Genomic DNA, 20,584 nt, shown 5'->3' with positions numbered 1-20,584 from the left:
CAACCCGTTGCCCTAACCTGATACGAGTGGCGGTTTCAAAAGTCGAGCGGTTGATGAATCTCGTCATCGCATTGCTGTCCACCCGCAGCTTCATCACCGCGGAGAAAATCCGGTCCAGTGTGGCCGGCTACGCGGACAGCGCCAGTGACGAGGCATTTTCGCGGATGTTCGAGCGCGACAAGAACGAACTTCGCGATCTGGGCATTCCACTGGAAACTGGCCGGGTGTCGTCCTACGACCCGGTCGAGGGTTACCGGATCAACCGCGACTCCTACGCCCTTCCCGCGGTCGGACTGACCGGCGACGAGGCGGCCGCGGTCGCAGTGGCCACCCAGCTGTGGGAGTCGCCCGAGCTGATCACCGCGACGCAGGGTGCGCTGCTCAAGCTGCGGGCCGCTGGTGTCGAGGTCGACCCGGATGCACCGGTCGCCATCGCCTCGCCGGCCGGCACCGTCGGCCTGCGTGGATCCGAGGGAGTGCTCAACGCGTTGCTGTCGGCCGTCACGGCCGGGCAGGCCGTGCAGTTCCCGCACCGGCCGTCCCGCGCCGAGCACTACACCGTGCGCACTGTCGAGCCGTGGGGCGTCATCACCGAGAAGGGCCGCTGGTATCTGGTCGGGCACGACCGCGACCGCGACGCCACCCGTACCTTCCGGCTGTCGCGCATCGGAGCCGAGGTGACGCCGGTCGGCCCGGCCGGAGCGGTCGTCCGGCCCGAGGACGCCGTCCTGCGCGACATCGTCGCCAAGGCCGTCAGCGACGCCCCGACCGGGGTGCGTGCCCAGGTCTGGGTTGCCGACGGGCGGGCCACCGCGCTGCGGCGCGCCGGAACACCGGTGGACTCGCGGCAGATCGGTGGCCGAGCGGGCGATGTCATCGAAGTCGACATCGGCTCGACCGGCCAGCTGGCCCGCGACATCGCCGGCTACGCCGCCGACGCCGTCGTTCTGGAGCCCCAATCGCTGCGCGACGAGGTTTTGGAGTTGCTGCGCGCCCACACCGAGGGGGCCCGCTCATGACACCGGTGTCCACGCGCCTGGTCCGGCTGCTGAACATGGTCCCGTACTTCCAGGCCAACCCGCGGGTCACCCGCGCCCAGGCCGCCGCTGCCCTCGGCGTTTCGCTCAAACAGCTGGGCGAGGACCTCGACCAGCTGTGGATGTGCGGGCTGCCCGGTTACGGACCCGGCGACCTGATCGACTTCGAATTCACCGGCGACACCATCGAGGTGACGTTCTCCGCCGGGATCGACACTCCGCTTCAACTCACCTCGCCCGAGGCCACCAGCCTTCTGGTGGCGTTACGCGCGCTCGCCGATATCCCCGGTGTGCTGGATCCCGAAGCGGCGCGCAGCGCCATCGCCAAGATCGAGACGGCCGCGGGCGCGGCCGGACACGGCAACGACGTCGCCGCAGTCGACGAGCCGGCGCCGGCCGAGAGCGCCGCGTCGGCCGCGGTGCGGGCCGCGGTCCGCGACAACCGGGCGTTGAGCATCGACTACTACGCCGCCTCGCATGACACCTTGTCCACCCGGATCGTCGACCCGATCCGGATCGTGCTGGTCGGCGACCAGAGCTACCTGGAAGCCTGGTCACGCGAAGCCGAGGGCGTGCGGCTGTTCCGGTTCGACCGCATCGTCGAGGCCTCGGTGCTCAACGAGCCCGCCGCACCACCGGAACCCGCCATCCAGGCGCCGCCGGACACCTCCCTGTTCGACGCGGATCCGGCGCTGCCGTCGGCGACCCTGCGGTTGTCGCCCGCGGCGTCATGGATGTTCGAGTACTACCCGATGCGGCTGCTGCAGGAACTGCCCGACGGCTTCTGTGAAGCCGCCCTGACCTACGCCTCCGAGGACTGGATGGCCCGACAGGTTCTGGGAATGGGGTCCGCCGTGCAGGTGCTGGGTCCGGATTCGCTGGCCGCCCGGGTGGTCCGGGATGCCGAGGCCGCGCTCGAGGCTTACCAGGCCGCGGCGCGCTCCGGCTGATGAACCGCATGCTGCGGTAGCATCGTGGAGACATCTGGAGGTAAACAAAAGTGAATGCTCTGACTCCGGGTCACCTGGCAATTATCGCGGTCCTGGTGGTCGTTCTATTCGGTGCCAAGCGGCTTCCCGACGCCGCGCGCTCACTGGGCAAGTCGCTGCGGATTTTCAAGTCTGAAGTCCGCGAGCTGCAGAGCGACCACAAACCCGACGCGTCCGCCACCCAAGCCGCTCCGGCGCAGCCGGTGCACTCCGAGCGGGTGGAACCGCCGGCGGCTGACGGTCGTTCGGCCTAGCCCGGCCCCGCCGCCACGGCGCCCGGCGCCTATTCACTGTGCGCACCACCGGTTTATTCAGGCGGCTCGATCCGCGTTCCCGCCGCAGCCGCACCAACCCAGACGCGACCATGTCGCTGGTCGCTCATCTCACCGAACTGCGGACGCGTCTGCTGACCGCGATGGCCACCATCGCTCTGACCACCGCGCTCGGGTTTGTCTGGTATTCGCACCCGTTGTTCGGCATGGAAAGCCTGGGCGAGTGGCTGCGTCACCCGTACTGCGCACTGCCGCCGTCGGCGCGGGCGGACATCGCCAACGGCCAGTGTCGCCTGCTGGCCACCGCGCCCTTCGACCAGTTCATGTTGCGGCTCAAGGTCGCGTTGACGGCGGGTGTGGTGATGGCCTGCCCGATGTGGCTGTACCAGGTGTGGGCGTTCATCACCCCGGGGCTGTACAAGAAGGAGAAGCGCTTCGCCGTCGCGTTCGTGGTTCCGGCGGCGTTGCTGTTCGTCACCGGCGCGGTGCTGGCTTACCTCGTGCTGGCCAAGGCGCTGCACTTCCTGCTGACCGTCGGCAGCGACGTGCAGGTGACAGCACTTTCCGGCGACCGCTACTTCGGGTTCCTGATCAACCTGCTGCTGGTGTTCGGGGTCAGCTTCGAATTCCCGCTGCTGGTCGTCATGCTGAACTTCGTCGGCGTGCTGCCCTACGCGCGCCTGAAATCGTGGCGACGCGGCCTGATCTTCGCGATGTTCGTGTTCGCCGCCATCTTCACGCCGGGTTCTGACCCGTTCTCGATGACCGCGCTGGGCCTGGCGCTGACGTTGCTGCTGGAACTGGCCATCCAGATCGCCCGCGTGCACGACAGACGCAAAGCCAAGCGCGAAGCCCTGACCTCTCTCGACGACGACGAAGCCTCGGTGATCGACCCGCCGTCCACGGTGGACTCGCCGTCTACCGTCGGGGCGCCGTCGAGCATCACCGGACCTCATGACGACATCACCTGACGCGCCCGGCGGGGCGGCATCCGTTGCGGGTGAATTGGCCGGATTCGCCGCGGAATTGGCGTTCGAGCTGGACCCCTTCCAGCGGCGGGCCTGTGCGGCCCTGGAGAGCGGTCACGGGGTGCTGGTGTGCGCTCCGACCGGGGCCGGCAAGACCATCGTCGGCGAATTCGCGGTGCACCTGGCGCTGAAGTCCGGCGGTAAATGCTTCTACACCACGCCGATCAAGGCGCTGAGCAACCAGAAGTACAACGACTTCGTGGCGCGCTACGGCCGAGAGCAGATCGGATTGCTCACCGGCGACCTGTCCGTGAACGCCGACGCACCGGTGGTGGTGATGACCACCGAGGTGCTGCGCAACATGCTCTACGCCGATTCCCCCGCGCTCCGCGGACTTTCGTACGTGGTGATGGACGAAGTGCACTTTCTGGCCGACCGGATGCGCGGTGCGGTGTGGGAGGAGGTGATCCTGCATCTACCCGGCGACGTGCGACTGATCAGCCTGTCCGCGACGGTGAGCAATGCCGAGGAGTTCGGCGGCTGGATCCAGACCGTGCGCGGCGACACCTCGGTGGTCGTCGACGACCACCGCCCGGTTCCGCTGTGGCAGCACATGCTGGTCGGCAAGCGGCTGTTCGACCTGTTCGACTACGACGCGCACGAGCCGGGGGATCGGCGGCAGGCGATCGTCGACCCAAACCTGTTGCGGCACATCGCCCATCGCCGTGAGGCCGATCGGCTGTCCGACTGGCGCGGCCCACGCCGCGGAGGCGGCAGGGGAGGGTCGGGACGCTCGGACCACCGCGGGTTCTACCGCCCGCCGTCGCGGCCCGACGTGATTCAGATGCTCGACGCCGATGGTCTGCTGCCGGCGATCACGTTCATCTTCTCCCGTGTCGGCTGTGATGCCGCGGTGTCGCAGTGCCTGCGCTCTTCGCTGCGGTTGACCACCGAGGAGGAGCGGGTGCAGATCGCCGAGGTGATCGACCACCGCTGCGGCGATCTGGAGGACTCCGATCTCGCCGTGCTCGGCTACTACGAGTGGCGTGAGGCACTGCTGCGCGGCATCGCCGCTCACCACGCCGGCCTGCTGCCGGTGTTCCGGCACACGGTCGAAGAGCTGTTCACGGCAGGCCTGATCCGGGCTGTATTCGCCACCGAGACATTGGCTTTGGGCATCAACATGCCGGCCCGCACCGTCGTGTTGGAGCGGCTGGTCAAATTCAACGGCGAACAACACCTGCCGTTGACGCCCGGGGAGTACACCCAGCTCACCGGGCGCGCCGGGCGGCGCGGCATCGACGTCGAGGGTCACGCCGTGGTGCTGTGGAGCCCCGGTGATGAGACCACCGAGCCGGCCGAGGTGGCGGGCTTGGCGTCGACCCGGACCTTTCCACTGCGCAGTTCGTTCGCGCCGTCGTACAACATGACGATCAACCTGGTGAACCGGGTGGGCACCCAGCAGGCGCACCGGCTGTTGGAGCGGTCGTTCGCGCAATACCAGGCCGACCGGTCGGTGGTGAGCCTGGTCCGCGGGGTCGAGCGAGGGCAGCAGATGCTCGACGAAGTGGCCGCCGAGCTCGGCGGCCGCCAAGCGCCGATCCTCGAGTACGCCCGGCTGCGTGACCAGATCAGCCAGCAGGAGCGCGCGCAGGCCCGGGCGTCACGGCTGCAGCGCAGGCAAGCGGTCAACGATGCGCTTTCGGCCCTGCGCAAGGGGGACATCATCACGATCACCCACGGACGGCGTGGCGGGCTGGCCGTCGTGCTGGAGCCGGCCCGCGACGATTCCGACCCGCGACCGCTGGTGCTGACCGAACACCGTTGGGCCGGCAGGATTTCCTCGGCGGACTATTCCGGTGAGTCGGCACCGGTCGGGTCGATGACGTTGCCCAAGCGCATCGAACACCGCCAACCCCGGGTGCGACGTGACCTGGCGTCGGCGCTGCGCTCGGCGGCGGCCGGCCTGTCGACGTCCGGCGATCGTCGCGGCAAGTCTGCCGAAGGCCGGGACGCCGACCCGGAGTTGGCGGCGCTGCGGGACAAGATGCGCCGCCACCCCGCACATCGCGAAGCAGATCGCGAAACCCGTGTGCGGGTCGCCGAGCGGTACCTGAGGATCGAACGCGACAACGCGGCGCTGGAGAAGAAGGTCGCCGCCGCCACCAACTCCCTGGCCCGCACCTTCGACAAGATCGTCGGCCTGCTCACCGAGCGTGGCTTCATCGCACTCGAGGACGGCACTCCCACCGTCACCGACGACGGACGGTTGCTGGCCCGGATCTACAGCGAAAGCGACCTGCTGGTCGCCGAATGCCTGCGGACCGACGCGTGGACCGGACTCAAAGACGCCGAGCTGGCGGCAGTGTTGTCCGCGGTGGTCTACGAGACCCGCGGCGGTGACGGGCCGGGGGCGCCGCGGCACGAGCAGATCCCGACCCCACGGTTGCGGCAGGCGCTGGCGCAGACGCGGCGCCTGTCGGCGCAGCTGCGCGCCGACGAACATCGCCACCGCATCACGATGACCCGCGAGCCCGACGACGGCTTCGTCGCTGCCATCTACCGGTGGGCCAGCAGCGGCGACCTGGTCACCGCGCTGGCCGCCGCCGACAACGAGGGCACCGGCTCGACGCTGTCGCCCGGGGATTTCGTCCGGTGGTGCCGTCAGGTGCTTGACCTGCTGGACCAGGTGCGTAACGCGGCCCCCCAGCCGGAGCTGCGGGCGGGCGCCAAGCGGGCGATCGACGCGATTCGGCGCGGCGTTGTGGCGGTTGATGCCGGGTAGGCTGAGCCGAGGTTACGGTTGCCTACGGCGACCGATGCGAGGACTTCAACAGGAGGACTGAGACACGATGAGCGGACCGCAAGGATCCGACCCGACGCAGGGGTGGCAGCCGCCTCAGGGCGAAGGTCAGCAATCCGGCGAGGATCAGACCCAGCAGGCCTCACCGTGGCAGCACCAACCGGGCAGCGAGCAGGGCTGGCAGGCCTCGGGCGGCGAACAGCAGACCTGGCAGGCGCCGGCCTACACGCCGACCGAGTACGGGCAGTACCAGCAGCCCGCTCAGTACTACCCGCCGTCGCAGTCGTATCCGCAGGGCTACCCGCAGCAGGGCCAATACCCCGGCCAAACCGCGGCTTACGGCCAGCAGCCGGGTCAGTACGGTCAGCCTGGCCAACCCGGCCAGTACGGTCAGCCGGGTCAGCCTGGCCAGCCGGGTCAATACGGTCAGCCGGGCCAGTACCCGCAGCCCGGTCAGTACGGCCAGTACGGCGGGCCCTACGGGCAGCCGCCGGCCCGCCCGGCGCGGTCGAAGAAGACCATCGGCACGGTCGCCGGGCTGGTGGCCGCTGCCATCGTCGCGGTGATCCTGGTGCTGGGCTTCTGGGCCCCCGGGTTCTTCGTGACCACCAAGCTGGATGTCGGCAAGGCCGAGGCCGGCGTGCAGCAGATCCTCACCGACGGCACCAACGGCTACGGCGCGAAGAACGTCAAGGACGTCAAGTGCAACAACGGCCAGAACCCGACGGTGAAAAAGGGCGCCAGCTTCGACTGCGACGTCAGCATCGATGGCACCAAGCGGTCGGTGACCGTGACGTTCCAGGACAACAAGGGCACCTACGAGGTCGGCCGACCCAAGTAGGTCACGACCCGGGCAGGGCGTCGAGCGCTTTCTGCAGCCGGGCGATCGACGAGCCGACGCCGAGCCGGGTCGCGAGTTCGGCGACCCGCGGCGGGTCGGCGGCAACCAGCGGCAGCGCGTCGTCGCCCGTCGAGAATGTGACCTCAGCGTCAGTGGCCACCCGCACCACGGTCCCGGCCACCTCGATGTAGTCGGCCGCCGCTCGCAGCTTGGTCCGGACGCCTTTGGCCAGTGACGATTTCGGGTCGGGCACGGCGGCCAGGATGGCCTCCAGGGAGCCATGCTGCGCGAGCAGCGTCGCGGCGGTCTTCTCGCCGATGCCCGGAACTCCGGGCAGACCGTCGGACGGGTCACCACGCAGCAACGCCAACTCGGCGTAGCCTTCGCCGGCACGCTCGACAGGAACCCCGTATTTCTCGGCCACCTCGACCGGGCCCATCAGCGTGGCGTTGGTCAAGCCGCGGCCGAGATACAGCACCCGGATCTCGACGGGCTCGTCGCGGACCACCTGCAGTAGGTCGCGGTCGCCGCTGACCACGATCACCGGGTCGCGTCGCTCGCGGGCGGCCAGCGTCCCGATCACATCGTCGGCTTCGTACCCCTCGGCGCCGCCCGTGCAGATGCCGAACGCGTCCAGGATCTCGATGATCATGTCGACTTGCGGCGACAGATCGTCCGGCACTTCTTCGACATCTGTTTGCCCGCTTGGGTTTTCCTCCTCGACGCGGTGCGCCTTGTACGACGGGATGAGGTCGACCCGAAATTGCGGACGCCAGTCCAGATCCAGGCACACCACCAGCCGGCCCGGTTTGTGCCGGGTGATCACGGTGGCGACCGAGTCGACGAAACCGCGGACCGCGTTGACCGGACGCCCGTCGGGTGAGGTGATCGACGAGGGGACGCCGAAGAAGGACCGGAACCACATGCTGGCACCGTCGAGCAGCAGCACCGGTGCGGACATGTCCGTGAGCTTATTCGCCGATGATTCTGTGTCGACGGTGCCTGCGACGTGAAGTGCTTCGCCAAGACCGCAGCCTCACCGCGGACGGCTAGCCTGGAGCCCATGGGTTCTGACCGCTTCGATGCCGACGTCTATCGCCGCCGGGTGGCGGCCGCGGTTGCCGCCACCGAGAAGGCCGGTTTGGCCGGCCTGGTGATCACACCGGGTTACGACCTGCGCTATCTGATCGGCTCGCGCGCGCAGACGTTCGAACGCCTCACCGCGCTGGTGCTGCCGGTGTCCGGCGACCCGACCATCGTCGTACCGCGTTTGGAGTTGGCCGCTTTGAGGCAGTCCGCGGTTGCCGATCTCGGCGTGGTGGTGCGGGATTGGGTCGACGGCGAAAACCCGTACCTCTGGGTCGCCGAGGCCGTGGGCGGTGCCCCGGCGGCGACGGCGGTCACCGATTCGATGCCGGCCCTGCATCTGCTGCCGCTGGCCGATGTTCTCGGGGTGCTGCCGGTGCTGGCCACCGACGTATTGCGCGAACTCCGGATGGTCAAGGACGACGCGGAGGTCGACGCGCTGCGTAAGGCGGGCGCGGCGATCGACCGGGTGCACGCCCGGGTGCCGGAATTCCTGACGCCCGGCCGCACCGAGGCTGACGTCGCAGCTGACATCGCCGAAGCCATTGTCGCCGAAGGACATTCGGAGGTGGCTTTCGTCATCGTCGGTTCCGGGCCGCACGGCGCCGATCCGCACCACGAATACTCCGACCGCGAACTCCAGGTGGGCGACGTCGTCGTCGTCGACATCGGTGGCCCGTACGCCCCCGGCTACAACTCCGACTCCACCCGGACCTACAGCATCGGCGAGCCGAATCCTGAAGTGGCACAGCAGTATGCAGTTCTGCAGCGGGCGCAACGGGCAGCGGTCGAGGCGGTGCGTCCGGGGGTCACCGCCGAGCAGGTCGACGCTGCCGCGCGCGACGTGCTGGCCGAGGCCGGGCTGGCTGAATACTTTGTCCACCGCACCGGCCACGGCATCGGCCTGTCGGTGCACGAGGAGCCCTACATCGTCGCGGGCAACGATCTCGTACTGCAGCCGGGCATGGCGTTCTCAGTCGAGCCGGGCATCTATTTTCCGGGCCAATGGGGTGCCCGCATCGAAGACATCGTCGTGGTCGGCGAAGACGGCGCGGAGTCGGTGAATCACCGTCCGCACGAGCTGATCGTGGTGCCCGTCGGGCCGCAACAAGTCAAGCGCTAGGACCGCTTTGAGTATTAGGCTCAGGCGATGACCGATCACGATCGCGCCGCTGCCCGCCGAGAAATCACCAACGCGCTGATGACTGCGCTGGAACGCCGACACGAAGTGCTGGACCTGATCGTGGAGGCCGACGATCGGCCCTCAGCGGTGAACGGCATCGTCGAGCTGCTGGGCACGTCGCGGCTGGGAGCCGAAGCGGTGATCGGCATGTCGTTCGATCAGCTCACCAAAGACTCCCGCAAGATCATCGCCGCCGAACTCGAAGACCTGAACAACATCCTGAGCTTCACCTTCAAGGACCGGCCGGCCAGCTCGGGGGAGAGCATGGCGTTGCGCGCGTTCTCCGGGCAATCCGACCACGACATCTTCGCCGCGCGGACCCAGGAAATCGGCGCCAAGGGCGACGGCTCCGGCGCGCCGGCAGGTGGCCTCGACGACGAAATCCGTGCCGCGCAAGAGCGATTCGAGGCTGAAGAGGCGGCCTGGTTCGTCGCGGTCGACGGTGACGAGAAGGTCGGCATGGTGTTCGGCGAGCTCGACGGCCACGAGGTGCACGTTCGTATCTGGATTCATCCGGACTACCGGCACCGTGGTTACGGGACTGCGGCGCTGGCCAAGTCGCGCCCGGAGCTGGCGGCGTATTTCCCGGCGGTGCCGCTGGTGATCCGCGCGCCCGGCGCCACGCTCGTCTAGCGGGCTAGTCCGCTTTGCGCGTCAACAGATCTGAGGATCCGAGCACCCGTTCGATCTGGACCTCGATCACGACCCGTCGCGGGTTCTCCCGCGGCGTGCGGTAGCGCTGCGCATAACGGAGTTCGGCGTCGCGCACGGCATCGGCCTCACCGTTGACACTCGCCCGCCCCTCCAGTGACAGCCAGCGCGCGCCGTCCACCTGACTGAGCACGGCAACCCCGCCGCGATCGGCGTTGACCGCCTTCTGTGAACCACCTGTGGTGATCACCCGGGCGATATGCGTTTTGGGGTCGAAGGTGAATCCGACCGCCACGACGTGCGGCGAATTGTCGGCCCGCAACGTCGTCAGCATCGCGAGGTGACGCTCAGTCAGAAATGCCAACGCGTCGTTGGTCAGCCGGGCCGTGGAGTTCGCCATCACCGCCCACGCTAGCGCAGGAGATAATCGCAGCCGTGGATGACACGGGCACACCGACGGTCCTTGTTCTGGGCGGCCGCAGCGAAATCGGCACCGAGCTCGCGGTCCGACTCGCCCCTGAGGCGTCGATCGTGCTGGCGGCCCGGAACGCCGACCGCCTCGGCGAACAAGTCGCGGCGCTGCGCGCGGCCGGCGCGGTGCGCGTCGCGTGCGTCGAGTTCGACGCCGACGACCTCGAATCCCACGGCCCGCTCCTCGATTCGGTCATCGCTGAGCACGGGCCGATCGACACGGCGGTGCTGGCCTTCGGGATCCTGGGCGATCAGCACCGCGCCGAGACGGATGCCGCGCATGCAGTCGCCATCGTGCACACCGACTACGTGGCGCAGGTCAGTCTGCTCACTCACCTGGCCGCGGCAATGCGCCGATCCGGTCGCGGCGCTCTGGTGGTGTTCTCGTCGGTGGCGGGCGTGCGGGTGCGCCGTGCCAACTATGTCTACGGGTCGGCGAAGGCGGGCTTGGACGGCTTCGCCAGCGGACTGGCCGACTCGTTGCACGGAAGCGGGGTGCGGCTGCTGCTGGTGCGGCCGGGGTTCGTGATCGGCCGGATGACCGAAGGGATGACGCCCGCTCCACTGTCGAGCACCCCGGCGCAGGTGGCCGCGGCCACGGCGCGTGCACTGGCCAGGGGTCGACGGACGGTATGGATCCCGTGGACGCTACGGCCGGTGTTCTTCGGTTTCAGGTTGCTGCCGCAATCTCTCTGGCGCCGGATGCCGCGCTGACTCGTCAGAACGGCGGTGGCTCGTCGTTGGCGACGATGGGCGCATCGTCGAGCCGCTGTCGAGCGCGACGCGCCTGGCGGTTGTGCCGGCGCTGTTCGGCCACGTAGTGGGCGCGGTTCTGGGCGCGGGTGCGACTGCGCTTGGGCATGCCCGCGATGCGGTCGGCGTGACGAGGCCGATTGGGTTTTATGTCGAATTCGCCGGTGGGCGCACACAATTGAGGAAACAGCTCGGCGCTGCCGGGAGCCGTGACATACGTAAGCCGGGTAGGCGACGTCCAGATCACCGTGCCGTCGGGCAGCTGTAGATCAGACCAGCCCCAGAACGTCTTGATCAGATGATGAAGGCGGCACAGGCATTTCAGATTGGACGCGTGTGTCGGCCCGCCGTCCGCGTGGGCGATGGTGTGGTCGACGTCGCACCGCACCGCCGACCGATCGCAGCCTGGGAAGCGGCAGGTCAGGTCGCGACAGCGGACGAAGTCTGCCAGCGCTTGCGACGGAACGTAATTGGGCTCCGGCGCCGCATCGCCGGGATGCGTCAGCGGCCGAAGTTTCGCAGATCGAGCCAGTTCGGCGATCAGGTCCGCCGGTATGAGCGAATCGCTGCCGAGCATCGAACCAGCCCCAAGCTCGCGGCCCTCCACGCCGGCTTGGTCCGCGACAACATGGATGACGACTGGCGTGGCTGCGGGAAAGCCGGCGGCCTGGCAGTCCGCTCGTCGGCAACGACAAGCCAGCCTCTCGGCGCCACTGGTCAGTGCGGCCATCGCATCGGCGCGACGCTGATTGCGGGTACGCGGATCGCCGTCACACACGGTCGCGATCAGTGCATCCAGCCGGGCGTCCAAGGCGTGCGCATCGGGGGTCAGCAGCCTGCCGAAGATTTCGGTCAACCCGTTCCCGCCGTCGAATATGGACAACTCCCGGTCCGCCTGTAGCTCCCGGCGGCGACGTACCGCGTCGCGATCGGCACGAGACACGATTCGATCGACCGCCTGCGCCAACGCACTGCGAGTCATCGCGGAGTACCGGTGGGCCTTCCCGGCCAGGTCGGCGTCGACGGTGGCCATGATGTCGACGTCGGTGATCAGATCGGTCCGGTAGACGATCGTCTGGAAGGCTCGGTAGTCGAGGTCGCCGGCCTGCAGCAACGCGCCCACCCGTGGGAGTCGGGAACGCATCGCGCGTGCGTAATACAGAAAGCTGGTTGCCAGCGCCTGGCTGATGCACAGTGCCGCGGCTACCTCGGCTGCTACTGCCTCCTGTGTGTCGGTGCACCATGTCTCACGCTCGCCGAGCAGCCGCAAGCGCAGCGCATCCAGTTCACCGATGACGGCGAGCCGTCGACCTGCCGCGCTGTTCTCGGCGCGCCTCGTCACGCGGAGCTCGTCGACCAGAGCAGTCGACAGCGGTGTGGGCGAGGGGTGACGGCGCTCGAAAATCGCGTCCATGCGCGCGACCGATTCCGGCGACGGCATCCGTGATTCGAACATACATTCGATTATGCCAGAGCCCGCCGACACGAGGTGCCTCTAAGCTGGCGTCATGGCTCCGACTTTCGCAGATGTCGCCAAAGCTGAATACGTCCTGCTGACCACGTTCACCAAGGACGGCCGTCCCAAGCCCACGGCAATCTGGGCCGCCGACGACGGGGACCGCCTACTGGTCATCACGCAGGCAAAGTCGTGGAAGGTCAAGCGGATTCGCAACACGCCCCGGGTCACGCTGGCGATCTGCGACCGGCGGGGAAACCCGAAAAGCGAACCGATCGACGCAACCGCCACCATCCTCGACGCGTCGCAAACCGGCCGGGTCTACGACGCCATCAGGCACGAGTACGGCATCATCGGCTGGGTCTTCGGACTGTTCAGCAAGTTGCGCGGCGGGATGGCCAACAACGTCGGCCTGGAGTTACGCGCTGCTTCGTAGGTGTTCGCCGAAGAACGCGAACACCCGCGCCCAGGCGTCCTCGGTGGCTTCTTCGTTGTAGCCGAAGCCCGCGATCCGCAGCAGTGGCTGGGCGGGCAACTTGTTGGCGAAACTGTGTCCGGCCTTGTACGCCTTGACGTCGTTGGGGATGCCCTTGTGGTCGAGCACCCGCTTCAGTTTCTTGGGCGCCCCGATGCCGATCGGATCGCGGCTGCCATAGCTGGCGACGATCGGGCAGGCGCCGTCGAGCGTCTCGTCGAGGTGGGTGGGCAGCGGCGCGCCGTAGAACGGCGCTGAAGCGTCGAAACCCTTGGGCGACATGACAAGTGCGAATCCGCCGCCCATGCAGAAACCGGCAATGCCGACGCGGCCGGTGCAGTCCGGCAAAGCCTTCAGATGGTCCCGTGCCGCCAGCACGTCGTCGAGCGCCTGCCCCTGCTTGGTCTGCAGCTGCTGCATCACCTTGGTGACGCAGCGCGCCCAGCCGCCGCGGGAGAACAGGTTGGGCGTCAGCGCCAGGTATCCGGCCGTGGCGATGTGGCGGTTGATCGACTCTTTGTCCGTCCGGTAGCCGAGCGCGTCGTGGATGATCACCACGGCGGGCCAGGGGCCCTGCCCCGGCGGGACGTCGAGCAGGGCGTCGATCGGGCCGGTCGGGGTGTCGATCTGGATTGTCGTCACCACGCCATCTAACCGCGCGGTGGCGCTCTGCGGAACTCCGGCGGCGGTCCGCAACGTTGCCATCTCATGGTGTCGCGACTGTTTCTGCTCTACGTCGTCGCCGAGCTGGCGGTCGTCGTCGCGCTGGCCTCGACGATCGGGCTCGGATGGACCTTGGTGCTGCTGCTGGCCGGGTTCGCCGGCGGACTCGTGCTGGCGGGCTCGCAGTTGAAGACGCAACTGAACCGGCTGCGGGCCGGCGTGAGCGGGAGCCAGTCGAGGCTTGCCGCCGATGGGATGGCCGTCGCGCTGGGCACGCTGCTCGTCGTGGTGCCAGGCCTGCTGACCAGTGTGGCGGGACTGCTGCTGTTGCTGCCGCCGACGCGGGCCGCGGCCCGACCGCTGCTCGGCGCGATGGCGGTGCGCGGCCTCGGCCGGCGCATTCCGCTGATCACCGTCGCCGATGTCGGCGGGTATCGCCGTCCGCCGCGCCCCGATTACATCGACGGTGAGGTCTTGGACGTCTCCGACGTCACCGAGGATCTCGACCGGCCCGCCCTGCGGCTGCGGCCCGAATAGTCACGACGACGACCCCGTAGGTTCTATCGGCGTGACCGACGTCCCGACCACTCTGCTGATCAACGCCCACGTGCACAGCTCGAGCCATCCCGACGCCACCGCGATGGCGGTGCGCGACGGCGCCGTGGCGTGGCTGGGCAGCGACGACGTCGGCCGCGACCAGTTCGCCGACGCGGACATCGTCGACCTCGCCGGAGGCTTCGTCGCGCCGGCGTTCGTCGACAGCCACATCCACCTCACCGCGACCGGTCTCACCCTCACCGGCCTCGACCTGCGCGCCGCCTCGTCGCAGGAGCACTGCCTGCGGCTGGTTGCCGACTACGCGGCCGACCATCCGGGGGAACCGGTCTGGGGCCACGGCTGGGACGAGTCGTCATGGCCCGGCAACGCCGCACCGAGCACCGCCGACCTCGACGCCGTACTCGGGGGTCGACCCGCCTACCTGGCCCGCGTCGACGTGCACTCGGCGCTGGCATCGACAGGTCTGCGGCAGCGGGTCGACGGTCTGGCCTCGGCGACCGGCTACGACGAACAGCGACCGCTGGTGGCCGATGCGCATCACCGGGTGCGTGCCGCCGCGCGCGACCTGCTGACCGACGCCCAGCGCGTCGACGCCCGGCTGGCCGCGCTGCAGGCGGCCGCCGCGAACGGCATTGTCGCCGTTCACGAATGCGCCGGCCCGCAGATCGGCGGTCTGGACGACTGGAAGGCGATACGCGCGCTCGACCACGGCATCGAGGTGACCGGCTACTGGGGTGAGGCGGTCACCAGCGCGGCCGAGGCCCGGGCGCTGCTCGACGACACCGGCGCGGCCGGACTGGCCGGCGACCTGTTCGTCGACGGCGCCGTCGGCTCGCACACCGCCTGGCTGCACGACCCCTACCTCGACGCCCCCGAGCACTGTGGAACCTGCTACCTCGACGCCGAGGCCGTCGCCGCACATCTGCGCGCCTGCACCGAAGCCGGTGTGACAGCCGGATTCCACGTCATCGGCGACGCCGCCGTCGCGTCCGTCGTCGACGCTGTCGAGCGCATCGTCGACGAACTCGGGGTGCCCGCGGTGGCCCGCTGCGGCCACCGCCTGGAGCACTTGGAGATGGTCACCGGCGAGCAGGCGGCCAAGCTCGGCGGGTGGGGAGTGCTGGCCAGCATGCAGCCCAATTTCGACGCGCTCTGGGGCGGTCATGACGGCATGTACGCGCGTCGTCTGGGGAACGATCGAGCACGGCTTCTCAACCCGTTTGCGCTGCTAGCATCCCAAGGCGTGGCCCTCGCGTTCGGATCCGACGCCCCGGTGACCGGCCTCGACCCGTGGGCGACGATCCGGGCGGCTGTCCACCACCACACCCCTGAGAGTTCGATCTCCGCGCGGGCGGCGTTCGCCGCCGCGACCCGGGGTGGCTGGCGGGCGAGCGGGGCCGGTGACGATGTGACGGGCACGCTCGTCCCGGGCGCTCCCGCCTCGTACGCGGTGTGGGACGTCGACGAGCTGGAATCGAACTCGGGTAGCGCCGCTGCACGGCGATGGTCGACCGATCCGAGGTCTCGAACACCGGCACTCCCGCGACTGGGCGCCGGCGACCGGTTGCCGCGATGCCGGCAGACGGTGCATCGAGGCGCGGTGCTTCATGGCTAGGGGACTTCGGCGGTTCGATCGCCGGCAACGTCCGGGGGAGCGCACCGAGGTCATCCCGGCAATCACCCTTCCGATCAAGGACGACGACGCGGTCACTGGTGAGATCCCGGTGCCGGACCCCGCCACCGGGGAAATCCCGGTCCCGGCGGATACCGAGGTGACCGGTGAGATTCCGCCGATTCCCGACGTCGATCACGACTCCGACGAAGACACCGACGACGACATCACCGACGAGGCCAACACCGACGCAGACGACGACGAGGCGGACGACGAGGTCAGCGATCTCGCTCCGCCGGAGCCTGACGACGAAGTGCGCGGCAATGAGCGGCTGGCGGACGTCCGCGACCGGGTCGTCCGGGTGGGTGCGTATCTGTGGCGGCGGCTGACCCAACTGGCCGCGGTGCTGGCTGCCTGGCTGGCCCGCGAAACGCGGTTGCGGGTGCCGCAGGCGGGGCGATGGCTGCGGCCGCGGCTCACACGACTCGGCGCGACGGTCGTGGCCGGGCTGTTGCTGTATGCCAGCTACCCGCGGTTCAACTGGTGGTGGGCGGCGATCCTCGCCTTCGGGGTGCTGTCCTGGGTGCTGACCCGGCCCGCCACCACCCTGGCCGGCGGCTTCGGTTACGGGCTCCTGTTCGGGTTGACGTTCTACCTGCCACTGATCCGCTGGATCAGCATCCTGGTGGGCGGCGTCCCGCTGCTCGCATTGGTACTGCTGTGTGCGTTCTTCCCGGCGGTCTTCGGACTGGCGGCCGTCACCGTGCGGCGGCTACCCGGCTGGCCGATCTGGTTCGCGTTGCTGTGGACCGCGCAAGAGTGGCTGAAATGCACCATCCCATTCGGCGGATTCCCGTGGGGCGTGGTCGCCGCCGGGCAGACGTCAGGGCCGTTCCTGCCACTGGTCCGACTCGGCGGCGTCCCGCTGCTCTCGTTCGCGATCGTGCTCACCGGCTGCGCGGTAGCCGCGTTGGTGCTGGAGACGGTGTCGTGGTGGTGGGCTTCGCAGCGCCGGCACGACGCCGCCGCTGCCCGCACCGCCGACGCCCCACCCGCGGTCGTGCTGCCGGCGTTGTGTATCTGCCTGGTGTTCTTCCTCGCCGCCGCGGTGTGGCCGCAGGTGCGCCACTCCGGCACCGGGTCGGGCAACGAGCCGACCGTCACCGCGGCCGTCGTGCAGGGCAACGTGCCGCGACTGGGGCTGGAGTTCAACGCTCAGCGCCTCGCTGTGCTCGGCAACGATCTCCGGGAGACCCGCCGGCTCGCCGACGACGTACGCGCCGGTCGCGCCCCGCGCCCCGACTTCGTGGTCTGGCCCGAGGATGCGTCCGAGATCGACCCAACCGCCAATCCTGAAGCGGCCCAGGAGATATCGGTCGCCGTCGAGGCGATCGGGGTTCCGATCCTGGTGGGCACGGTGCTCGACCTGCCGAATCGGCCGTCCGGTGAGCCGGCGCAGACCAATACGGTGATCGTCTGGAACCCCGGGTCGGGTCCCGGCGACCGGCACGACAAGCGGATCGTGCAACCGTTCGGGGAGTACCTGCCCTGGCGCGGGTTCTTCCGGCACCTGTCCGGGATGGCCGACATGGCCGGTTACATCGTTCCCGGGAAAGGCTCCGGCGTCGTCCACGCCGGGAGCACCCCGATCGGTATCGCGACCTGCTGGGAAGTCAGCTTCGACCGGGCGCTGCAGCACTCGGTCCGCAACGGTGCTCAGTTGCTCGCCGTCCCGGCCAACAACGCCAACTTCAACCAGACGATGAGCGAGCAGCAGCTGGCATTCTCCAAGCTCCGCGCCGTCGAGCTGGACCGCTACGCCCTGGTCGCCAGCAACGTCGGAATATCAGCGGTCGTCACTCCGGACGGCCGCGAGCTGCAGCGGACACGCTTTTTCACCCCCGGGTATCTGGACACTCAGGTGCGCCTGAAAACGACGATGACACCGCCCGCCAGGTGGGGGCCGTTGATGCAGGGCGCCCTGCTCGTCGCAGCTCTAGCGGTCCTTTTTGCCGGGATACTGCACAATGGTTGGCTAACGGAGATCCACCGACGGCTGTCCGAGTTGGCAAACCGAGGCGCTCCCGCGTCGGAGAAATCCGGCGACGACCCGCCTGCTGACGACGCGGTGGCCGATGGTGACAACCCGCCATCCGACGACGAAGTCGACGACGAGGGCCGATATTCCGCCCGCAACGGGCCAGAAGAAGGAGACCTATGAGCGGCGCCGGCGACGATGCAGAGCTGAGGGATGAGGAGGATCGGCGCGCATGAGCGGCGGTGATTCGGTGTCCCGGGCAGGCGACCGACCCAGCCTGCGCACCTTGGTGATCATCCCGACCTTCAACGAGCGCGAGAACCTCCCACTCATCGTGGAGCGACTTCGCGCGGCACTTCCCGAGGTGCATCTGCTGATCGTCGACGACAACAGCCCGGACGGCACCGGGCAGCTGGCCGACGACCTGTCGGCGGCCAACCCCGGCTTGATCCACGTCATGCACCGCACCGTCAAAGACGGACTCGGCGCCGCTTATCTCGCCGGCTTCGCCTGGGGCCTGTCCCGCGGTTACACCACGCTGGTCGAGATGGACGCCGACGGCAGCCATGCGCCCGAGCAGCTGCATCGGCTCCTCGAAGCCGTCGACGGCGGCGCCGACCTGGTGATCGGCTCGCGTTACGTCGACGGTGGCGACGTGAAGAACTGGCCCTGGCGGCGCTGGGCGCTGTCCTGGACGGCCAACACCTACGCGCGGCTGGCGCTGGGCATCGGCATCCACGACATCACCGCCGGCTACCGCGCGTACCGCCGCGAAGTGCTGGAAAAAATCGACCTCGACCACGTCGACTCGAAGGGCTATTGCTTCCAGATCGACCTGACGTGGCGGACCATCACCAACGGTTTCGTCGTCGCCGAGGTACCCATCACCTTCACCGAGCGCGAACTCGGCGTATCGAAGATGAGCGGCTCGAATATCCGCGAGGCCGTCGTCAACGTGGCGCAGTGGGGGATCGACGGTCGGTTACACCGCAAGCGTGTGACCACAGTCACTCAATAACTGAGATTTCCCATAGAAAGTTCCAAGATCATACCGTAATCTCAGCTTCCGGCTGGGTTGCATACCCGCTGCCCGCAATCGGAGGTTGGATATGAGGCGCTTCACTACGTCTGTCGTCCTTGGGGGAGCTGCGGCGGCCGCGTCTCTGTATGCCGGCGTTGCTGCGGCGGACCCGGGGGACCCCACCACCCTCGTCGTACCCGACCCGTTCGGTTTCAGCTTCACCGACCCGGACTTCACCTATAAGGCGCTCACCCCGATCCAGTCGATCGCCTACGGCAACGGCTCGATCGACATCGACTCCGGCAAACTCGCGGCCCCGGTACAACAGTTCTTCGAGAAGTACGTGACCGTCAACGGTGAGCTGTTGAGTAGCGACAACGCTTTGAAGACGGTCATCGACGGCGACATCGTCAACAAGCTGCAGGACGGCCTGGGAACCCAGCAGCAGATCATCTTCGACGGTATCCAGAACACGAATATCGACAGCGGCGTGATCGGCATCCACGACTTCGGTGACGGCTACGGATACGCCTACATCGATCTGGTCGGCCCCGGCTTCACCTCGCTGAACAGCAACGGCGTCGACCATGCCGTCGGCGCCTTCCTGGTGACCCCCTACGGCACCTTTGACGTCTCGAACGTGGAAAACGGGCAGGATTACGGCGGGCTGGCCTACCTGGAGAGTCAGCTGTTCGACTTCTCCAACCCTCCGGAGAACCCGTTCGGCATCGAGGTAATCAACAACCCCGACTTCGCCTACCAAACCGCGGGTGTGTTCGGCAACACCGCCTACGGCACGCAGGACGTCGAGTTCAACCCGGAGAACCTGACCACCTTCGCAAAGGACTTCCTGCAGGACAACGGAGTCGATCTTCAGGCCTTCAGCAATGCGCTGAACGACGATGCTCAGGCCAACATCATCAACACCCTCACCTACACCGGTATCGGCAACGGCTTCGGGTCGCAGCAGTTGTTCCTATCCGACCTCGCTGGCACGAACATCGACAACGCTGCGATCACAACGCAGGTCCTCGGAGGCGGATTCAGCTACGACTCCATCGGCCTCGATCTGGCCGGCACCGGCACCACTGGCGCCACCACCGATGCCATCGGCGCCTGGCTGCAGACACCGTTCGGAGACATCGACGTGTCACCGTGGGCGAGCCTGGCGGCCCAGGTGTTCGACCCGAACTACTTCGACATCGGGGGCTTCCCGATGGACAACCTGATCCCGCCGACGTTCGACTTCTTGTTCTGACCTAGGCGCCGCTGCCGCGACGGCGGGTCTTGATCAGGTCGAGGCGCTCCTTGAGCAGTTCCTCGAGCTCTTCGACCGAGCGGCGCTCCAGCAGCATGTCCCAGTGGGTGCGGGGCGGCTTGACCTTTTTCGGCTCGGGCAGGTCACCCTCGATCAGGGTGCCCTCGAGGCCGTTGCGGCACAACCAGGTGCCGGGGATCTCGGCGTCGTCGGCGAACGGAACGTCGAATTCTTCGCCGTTTTCAGTGCGGTAGCGCGCGACCTGTCGCGGCGCCAAGTCGTGGTTGCGGTCGGTCTCGTAGCTGACGGCTCCAAGGCGACTGCCTCTCAAGACGCGATCGGCCATTGGTTACCACTCCTCTTAATGTCTTCTCATTAGCTGGCGCCCTGATCAACGTCGGGCCCGGCAGGGTAATTCCCGGTCGTGCGGGTGACCCAACGGTCCATGA

Annotated in this window: 19 protein-coding genes and 1 pseudogene; 15 read left to right on the top strand and 5 right to left on the bottom strand. The window is 68.1% G+C overall.

The window, feature by feature from the left end; translation table 11 throughout:
• The first annotated feature begins 26 nt into the window (after positions 1 to 26).
• The 6 genes from CYU59_RS03250 to CYU59_RS03225 all read left to right on the top strand — a co-directional run bounded on the left by CYU59_RS03250 (position 27) and on the right by CYU59_RS03225 (position 6,910).
• Positions 27 to 1,019: a YafY family protein gene (locus CYU59_RS03250; RefSeq protein WP_292975836.1), complete on the top strand. Its 993-nt coding sequence runs from the start codon at positions 27 to 29 to the stop codon at positions 1,017 to 1,019.
• Positions 1,016 to 1,987 (top strand): YafY family protein, encoded by a 972-nt coding sequence (locus CYU59_RS03245; protein WP_292975834.1) that lies wholly within the window; start codon positions 1,016 to 1,018, stop codon positions 1,985 to 1,987. The genes CYU59_RS03250 and CYU59_RS03245 overlap by 4 nt, the downstream gene beginning before the upstream one ends.
• Before the next feature lie 50 nt (positions 1,988 to 2,037).
• Positions 2,038 to 2,280, top strand: a complete 243-nt coding sequence (tatA, locus tag CYU59_RS03240) for a Sec-independent protein translocase subunit TatA (protein WP_292975832.1) — start codon at positions 2,038 to 2,040, stop codon at positions 2,278 to 2,280.
• A gap of 38 nt (positions 2,281 to 2,318) precedes the next feature.
• Positions 2,319 to 3,269 (top strand): twin-arginine translocase subunit TatC, encoded by a 951-nt coding sequence (gene tatC / locus CYU59_RS03235; protein WP_292975830.1) that lies wholly within the window; start codon positions 2,319 to 2,321, stop codon positions 3,267 to 3,269.
• On the top strand, positions 3,253 to 6,051 hold the full coding sequence (locus CYU59_RS03230; RefSeq protein WP_292975828.1) for an RNA helicase: 2,799 nt from the start codon (positions 3,253 to 3,255) through the stop codon (positions 6,049 to 6,051). The genes tatC and CYU59_RS03230 overlap by 17 nt, the downstream gene beginning before the upstream one ends.
• A gap of 67 nt (positions 6,052 to 6,118) precedes the next feature.
• Positions 6,119 to 6,910, top strand: a complete 792-nt coding sequence (locus CYU59_RS03225; RefSeq protein WP_292975826.1) for a DUF4333 domain-containing protein — start codon at positions 6,119 to 6,121, stop codon at positions 6,908 to 6,910.
• Between the two features lies 1 nt (position 6,911).
• On the opposite strand, the gene CYU59_RS03220 is transcribed toward CYU59_RS03225, so the two are convergent.
• Positions 6,912 to 7,871, bottom strand: a complete 960-nt coding sequence (locus tag CYU59_RS03220) for a 5'-3' exonuclease (RefSeq protein WP_292975824.1) — start codon at positions 7,869 to 7,871, stop codon at positions 6,912 to 6,914.
• Positions 7,872 to 7,973: 102 nt separating this feature from the next.
• Here CYU59_RS03220 and CYU59_RS03215 point away from each other — a divergent pair, with 102 nt between their 5' ends.
• Entirely contained in the window at positions 7,974 to 9,119 is a 1,146-nt protein-coding gene (locus CYU59_RS03215; RefSeq protein WP_292975822.1) for a Xaa-Pro peptidase family protein, read from the top strand.
• A gap of 27 nt (positions 9,120 to 9,146) precedes the next feature.
• A complete protein-coding gene (locus CYU59_RS03210) occupies positions 9,147 to 9,812 on the top strand; it encodes a GNAT family N-acetyltransferase (protein ID WP_292975821.1) in 666 nt (221 codons plus the stop codon).
• Between the two features lie 4 nt (positions 9,813 to 9,816).
• Here CYU59_RS03210 and CYU59_RS03205 read toward each other — a convergent pair whose 3' ends face one another.
• Positions 9,817 to 10,230, bottom strand: a complete 414-nt coding sequence (locus CYU59_RS03205) for a F420-dependent biliverdin reductase (protein ID WP_292975819.1) — start codon at positions 10,228 to 10,230, stop codon at positions 9,817 to 9,819.
• A 35-nt stretch (positions 10,231 to 10,265) separates the two neighbouring features.
• Between CYU59_RS03205 and CYU59_RS03200 the strand changes: the two genes are divergently transcribed.
• Complete coding sequence (locus CYU59_RS03200; RefSeq protein WP_292975817.1) at positions 10,266 to 11,015, top strand: SDR family NAD(P)-dependent oxidoreductase; 750 nt, start codon at positions 10,266 to 10,268, stop codon at positions 11,013 to 11,015.
• Between the two features lie 4 nt (positions 11,016 to 11,019).
• Here CYU59_RS03200 and CYU59_RS03195 read toward each other — a convergent pair whose 3' ends face one another.
• Positions 11,020 to 12,510: an HNH endonuclease signature motif containing protein gene (locus tag CYU59_RS03195; protein WP_292975815.1), complete on the bottom strand. Its 1,491-nt coding sequence runs from the start codon at positions 12,508 to 12,510 to the stop codon at positions 11,020 to 11,022.
• 52 nt (positions 12,511 to 12,562) lie between these two features.
• On the opposite strand from CYU59_RS03195, the gene CYU59_RS03190 reads away from it, so the two are divergent.
• The gene (locus CYU59_RS03190; protein WP_292975813.1) at positions 12,563 to 12,946 is read left to right on the top strand and encodes a PPOX class F420-dependent oxidoreductase; all 384 of its coding nucleotides are present in this window, start codon (positions 12,563 to 12,565) and stop codon (positions 12,944 to 12,946) included.
• On the opposite strand, the gene CYU59_RS03185 is transcribed toward CYU59_RS03190, so the two are convergent.
• Positions 12,929 to 13,627: a dienelactone hydrolase family protein gene (locus CYU59_RS03185; RefSeq protein WP_292975913.1), complete on the bottom strand. Its 699-nt coding sequence runs from the start codon at positions 13,625 to 13,627 to the stop codon at positions 12,929 to 12,931. The genes CYU59_RS03190 and CYU59_RS03185 overlap by 18 nt on opposite strands.
• A 66-nt stretch (positions 13,628 to 13,693) precedes the next feature.
• On the opposite strand from CYU59_RS03185, the gene CYU59_RS03180 reads away from it, so the two are divergent.
• The 5 genes and pseudogenes from CYU59_RS03180 to CYU59_RS03160 all read left to right on the top strand — a co-directional run bounded on the left by CYU59_RS03180 (position 13,694) and on the right by CYU59_RS03160 (position 20,135).
• Complete coding sequence (locus CYU59_RS03180; protein WP_292975811.1) at positions 13,694 to 14,185, top strand: FxsA family protein; 492 nt, start codon at positions 13,694 to 13,696, stop codon at positions 14,183 to 14,185.
• Positions 14,186 to 14,216: 31 nt separating this feature from the next.
• Positions 14,217 to 15,821 (top strand): amidohydrolase, encoded by a 1,605-nt coding sequence (locus tag CYU59_RS03175; RefSeq protein WP_292975809.1) that lies wholly within the window; start codon positions 14,217 to 14,219, stop codon positions 15,819 to 15,821.
• Entirely contained in the window at positions 15,814 to 18,039 is a 2,226-nt protein-coding gene (gene lnt, locus CYU59_RS03170; protein WP_292975807.1) for an apolipoprotein N-acyltransferase, read from the top strand. The genes CYU59_RS03175 and lnt overlap by 8 nt, the downstream gene beginning before the upstream one ends.
• 79 nt (positions 18,040 to 18,118) lie before the next feature.
• Positions 18,119 to 18,874 (top strand): annotated as a pseudogene (locus CYU59_RS03165) (polyprenol monophosphomannose synthase); the annotation flags it as partial.
• 91 nt (positions 18,875 to 18,965) lie between these two features.
• Positions 18,966 to 20,135: a hypothetical protein gene (locus CYU59_RS03160; protein WP_292975805.1), complete on the top strand. Its 1,170-nt coding sequence runs from the start codon at positions 18,966 to 18,968 to the stop codon at positions 20,133 to 20,135.
• Between the two features lies 1 nt (position 20,136).
• Here CYU59_RS03160 and rbpA read toward each other — a convergent pair whose 3' ends face one another.
• Positions 20,137 to 20,481, bottom strand: a complete 345-nt coding sequence (rbpA, locus tag CYU59_RS03155) for an RNA polymerase-binding protein RbpA (protein ID WP_292975803.1) — start codon at positions 20,479 to 20,481, stop codon at positions 20,137 to 20,139.
• Between the last annotated feature and the right edge of the window lie 103 nt (positions 20,482 to 20,584).

It is taken from the genome of Mycobacterium sp. (genome assembly GCF_002863225.1).
Lineage (GTDB): Bacteria > Actinomycetota > Actinomycetes > Mycobacteriales > Mycobacteriaceae > Mycobacterium.
The sequence above is the reverse complement of the archived record's forward strand: the minus strand, read 5'-3'. Positions and strand labels throughout refer to the sequence as shown.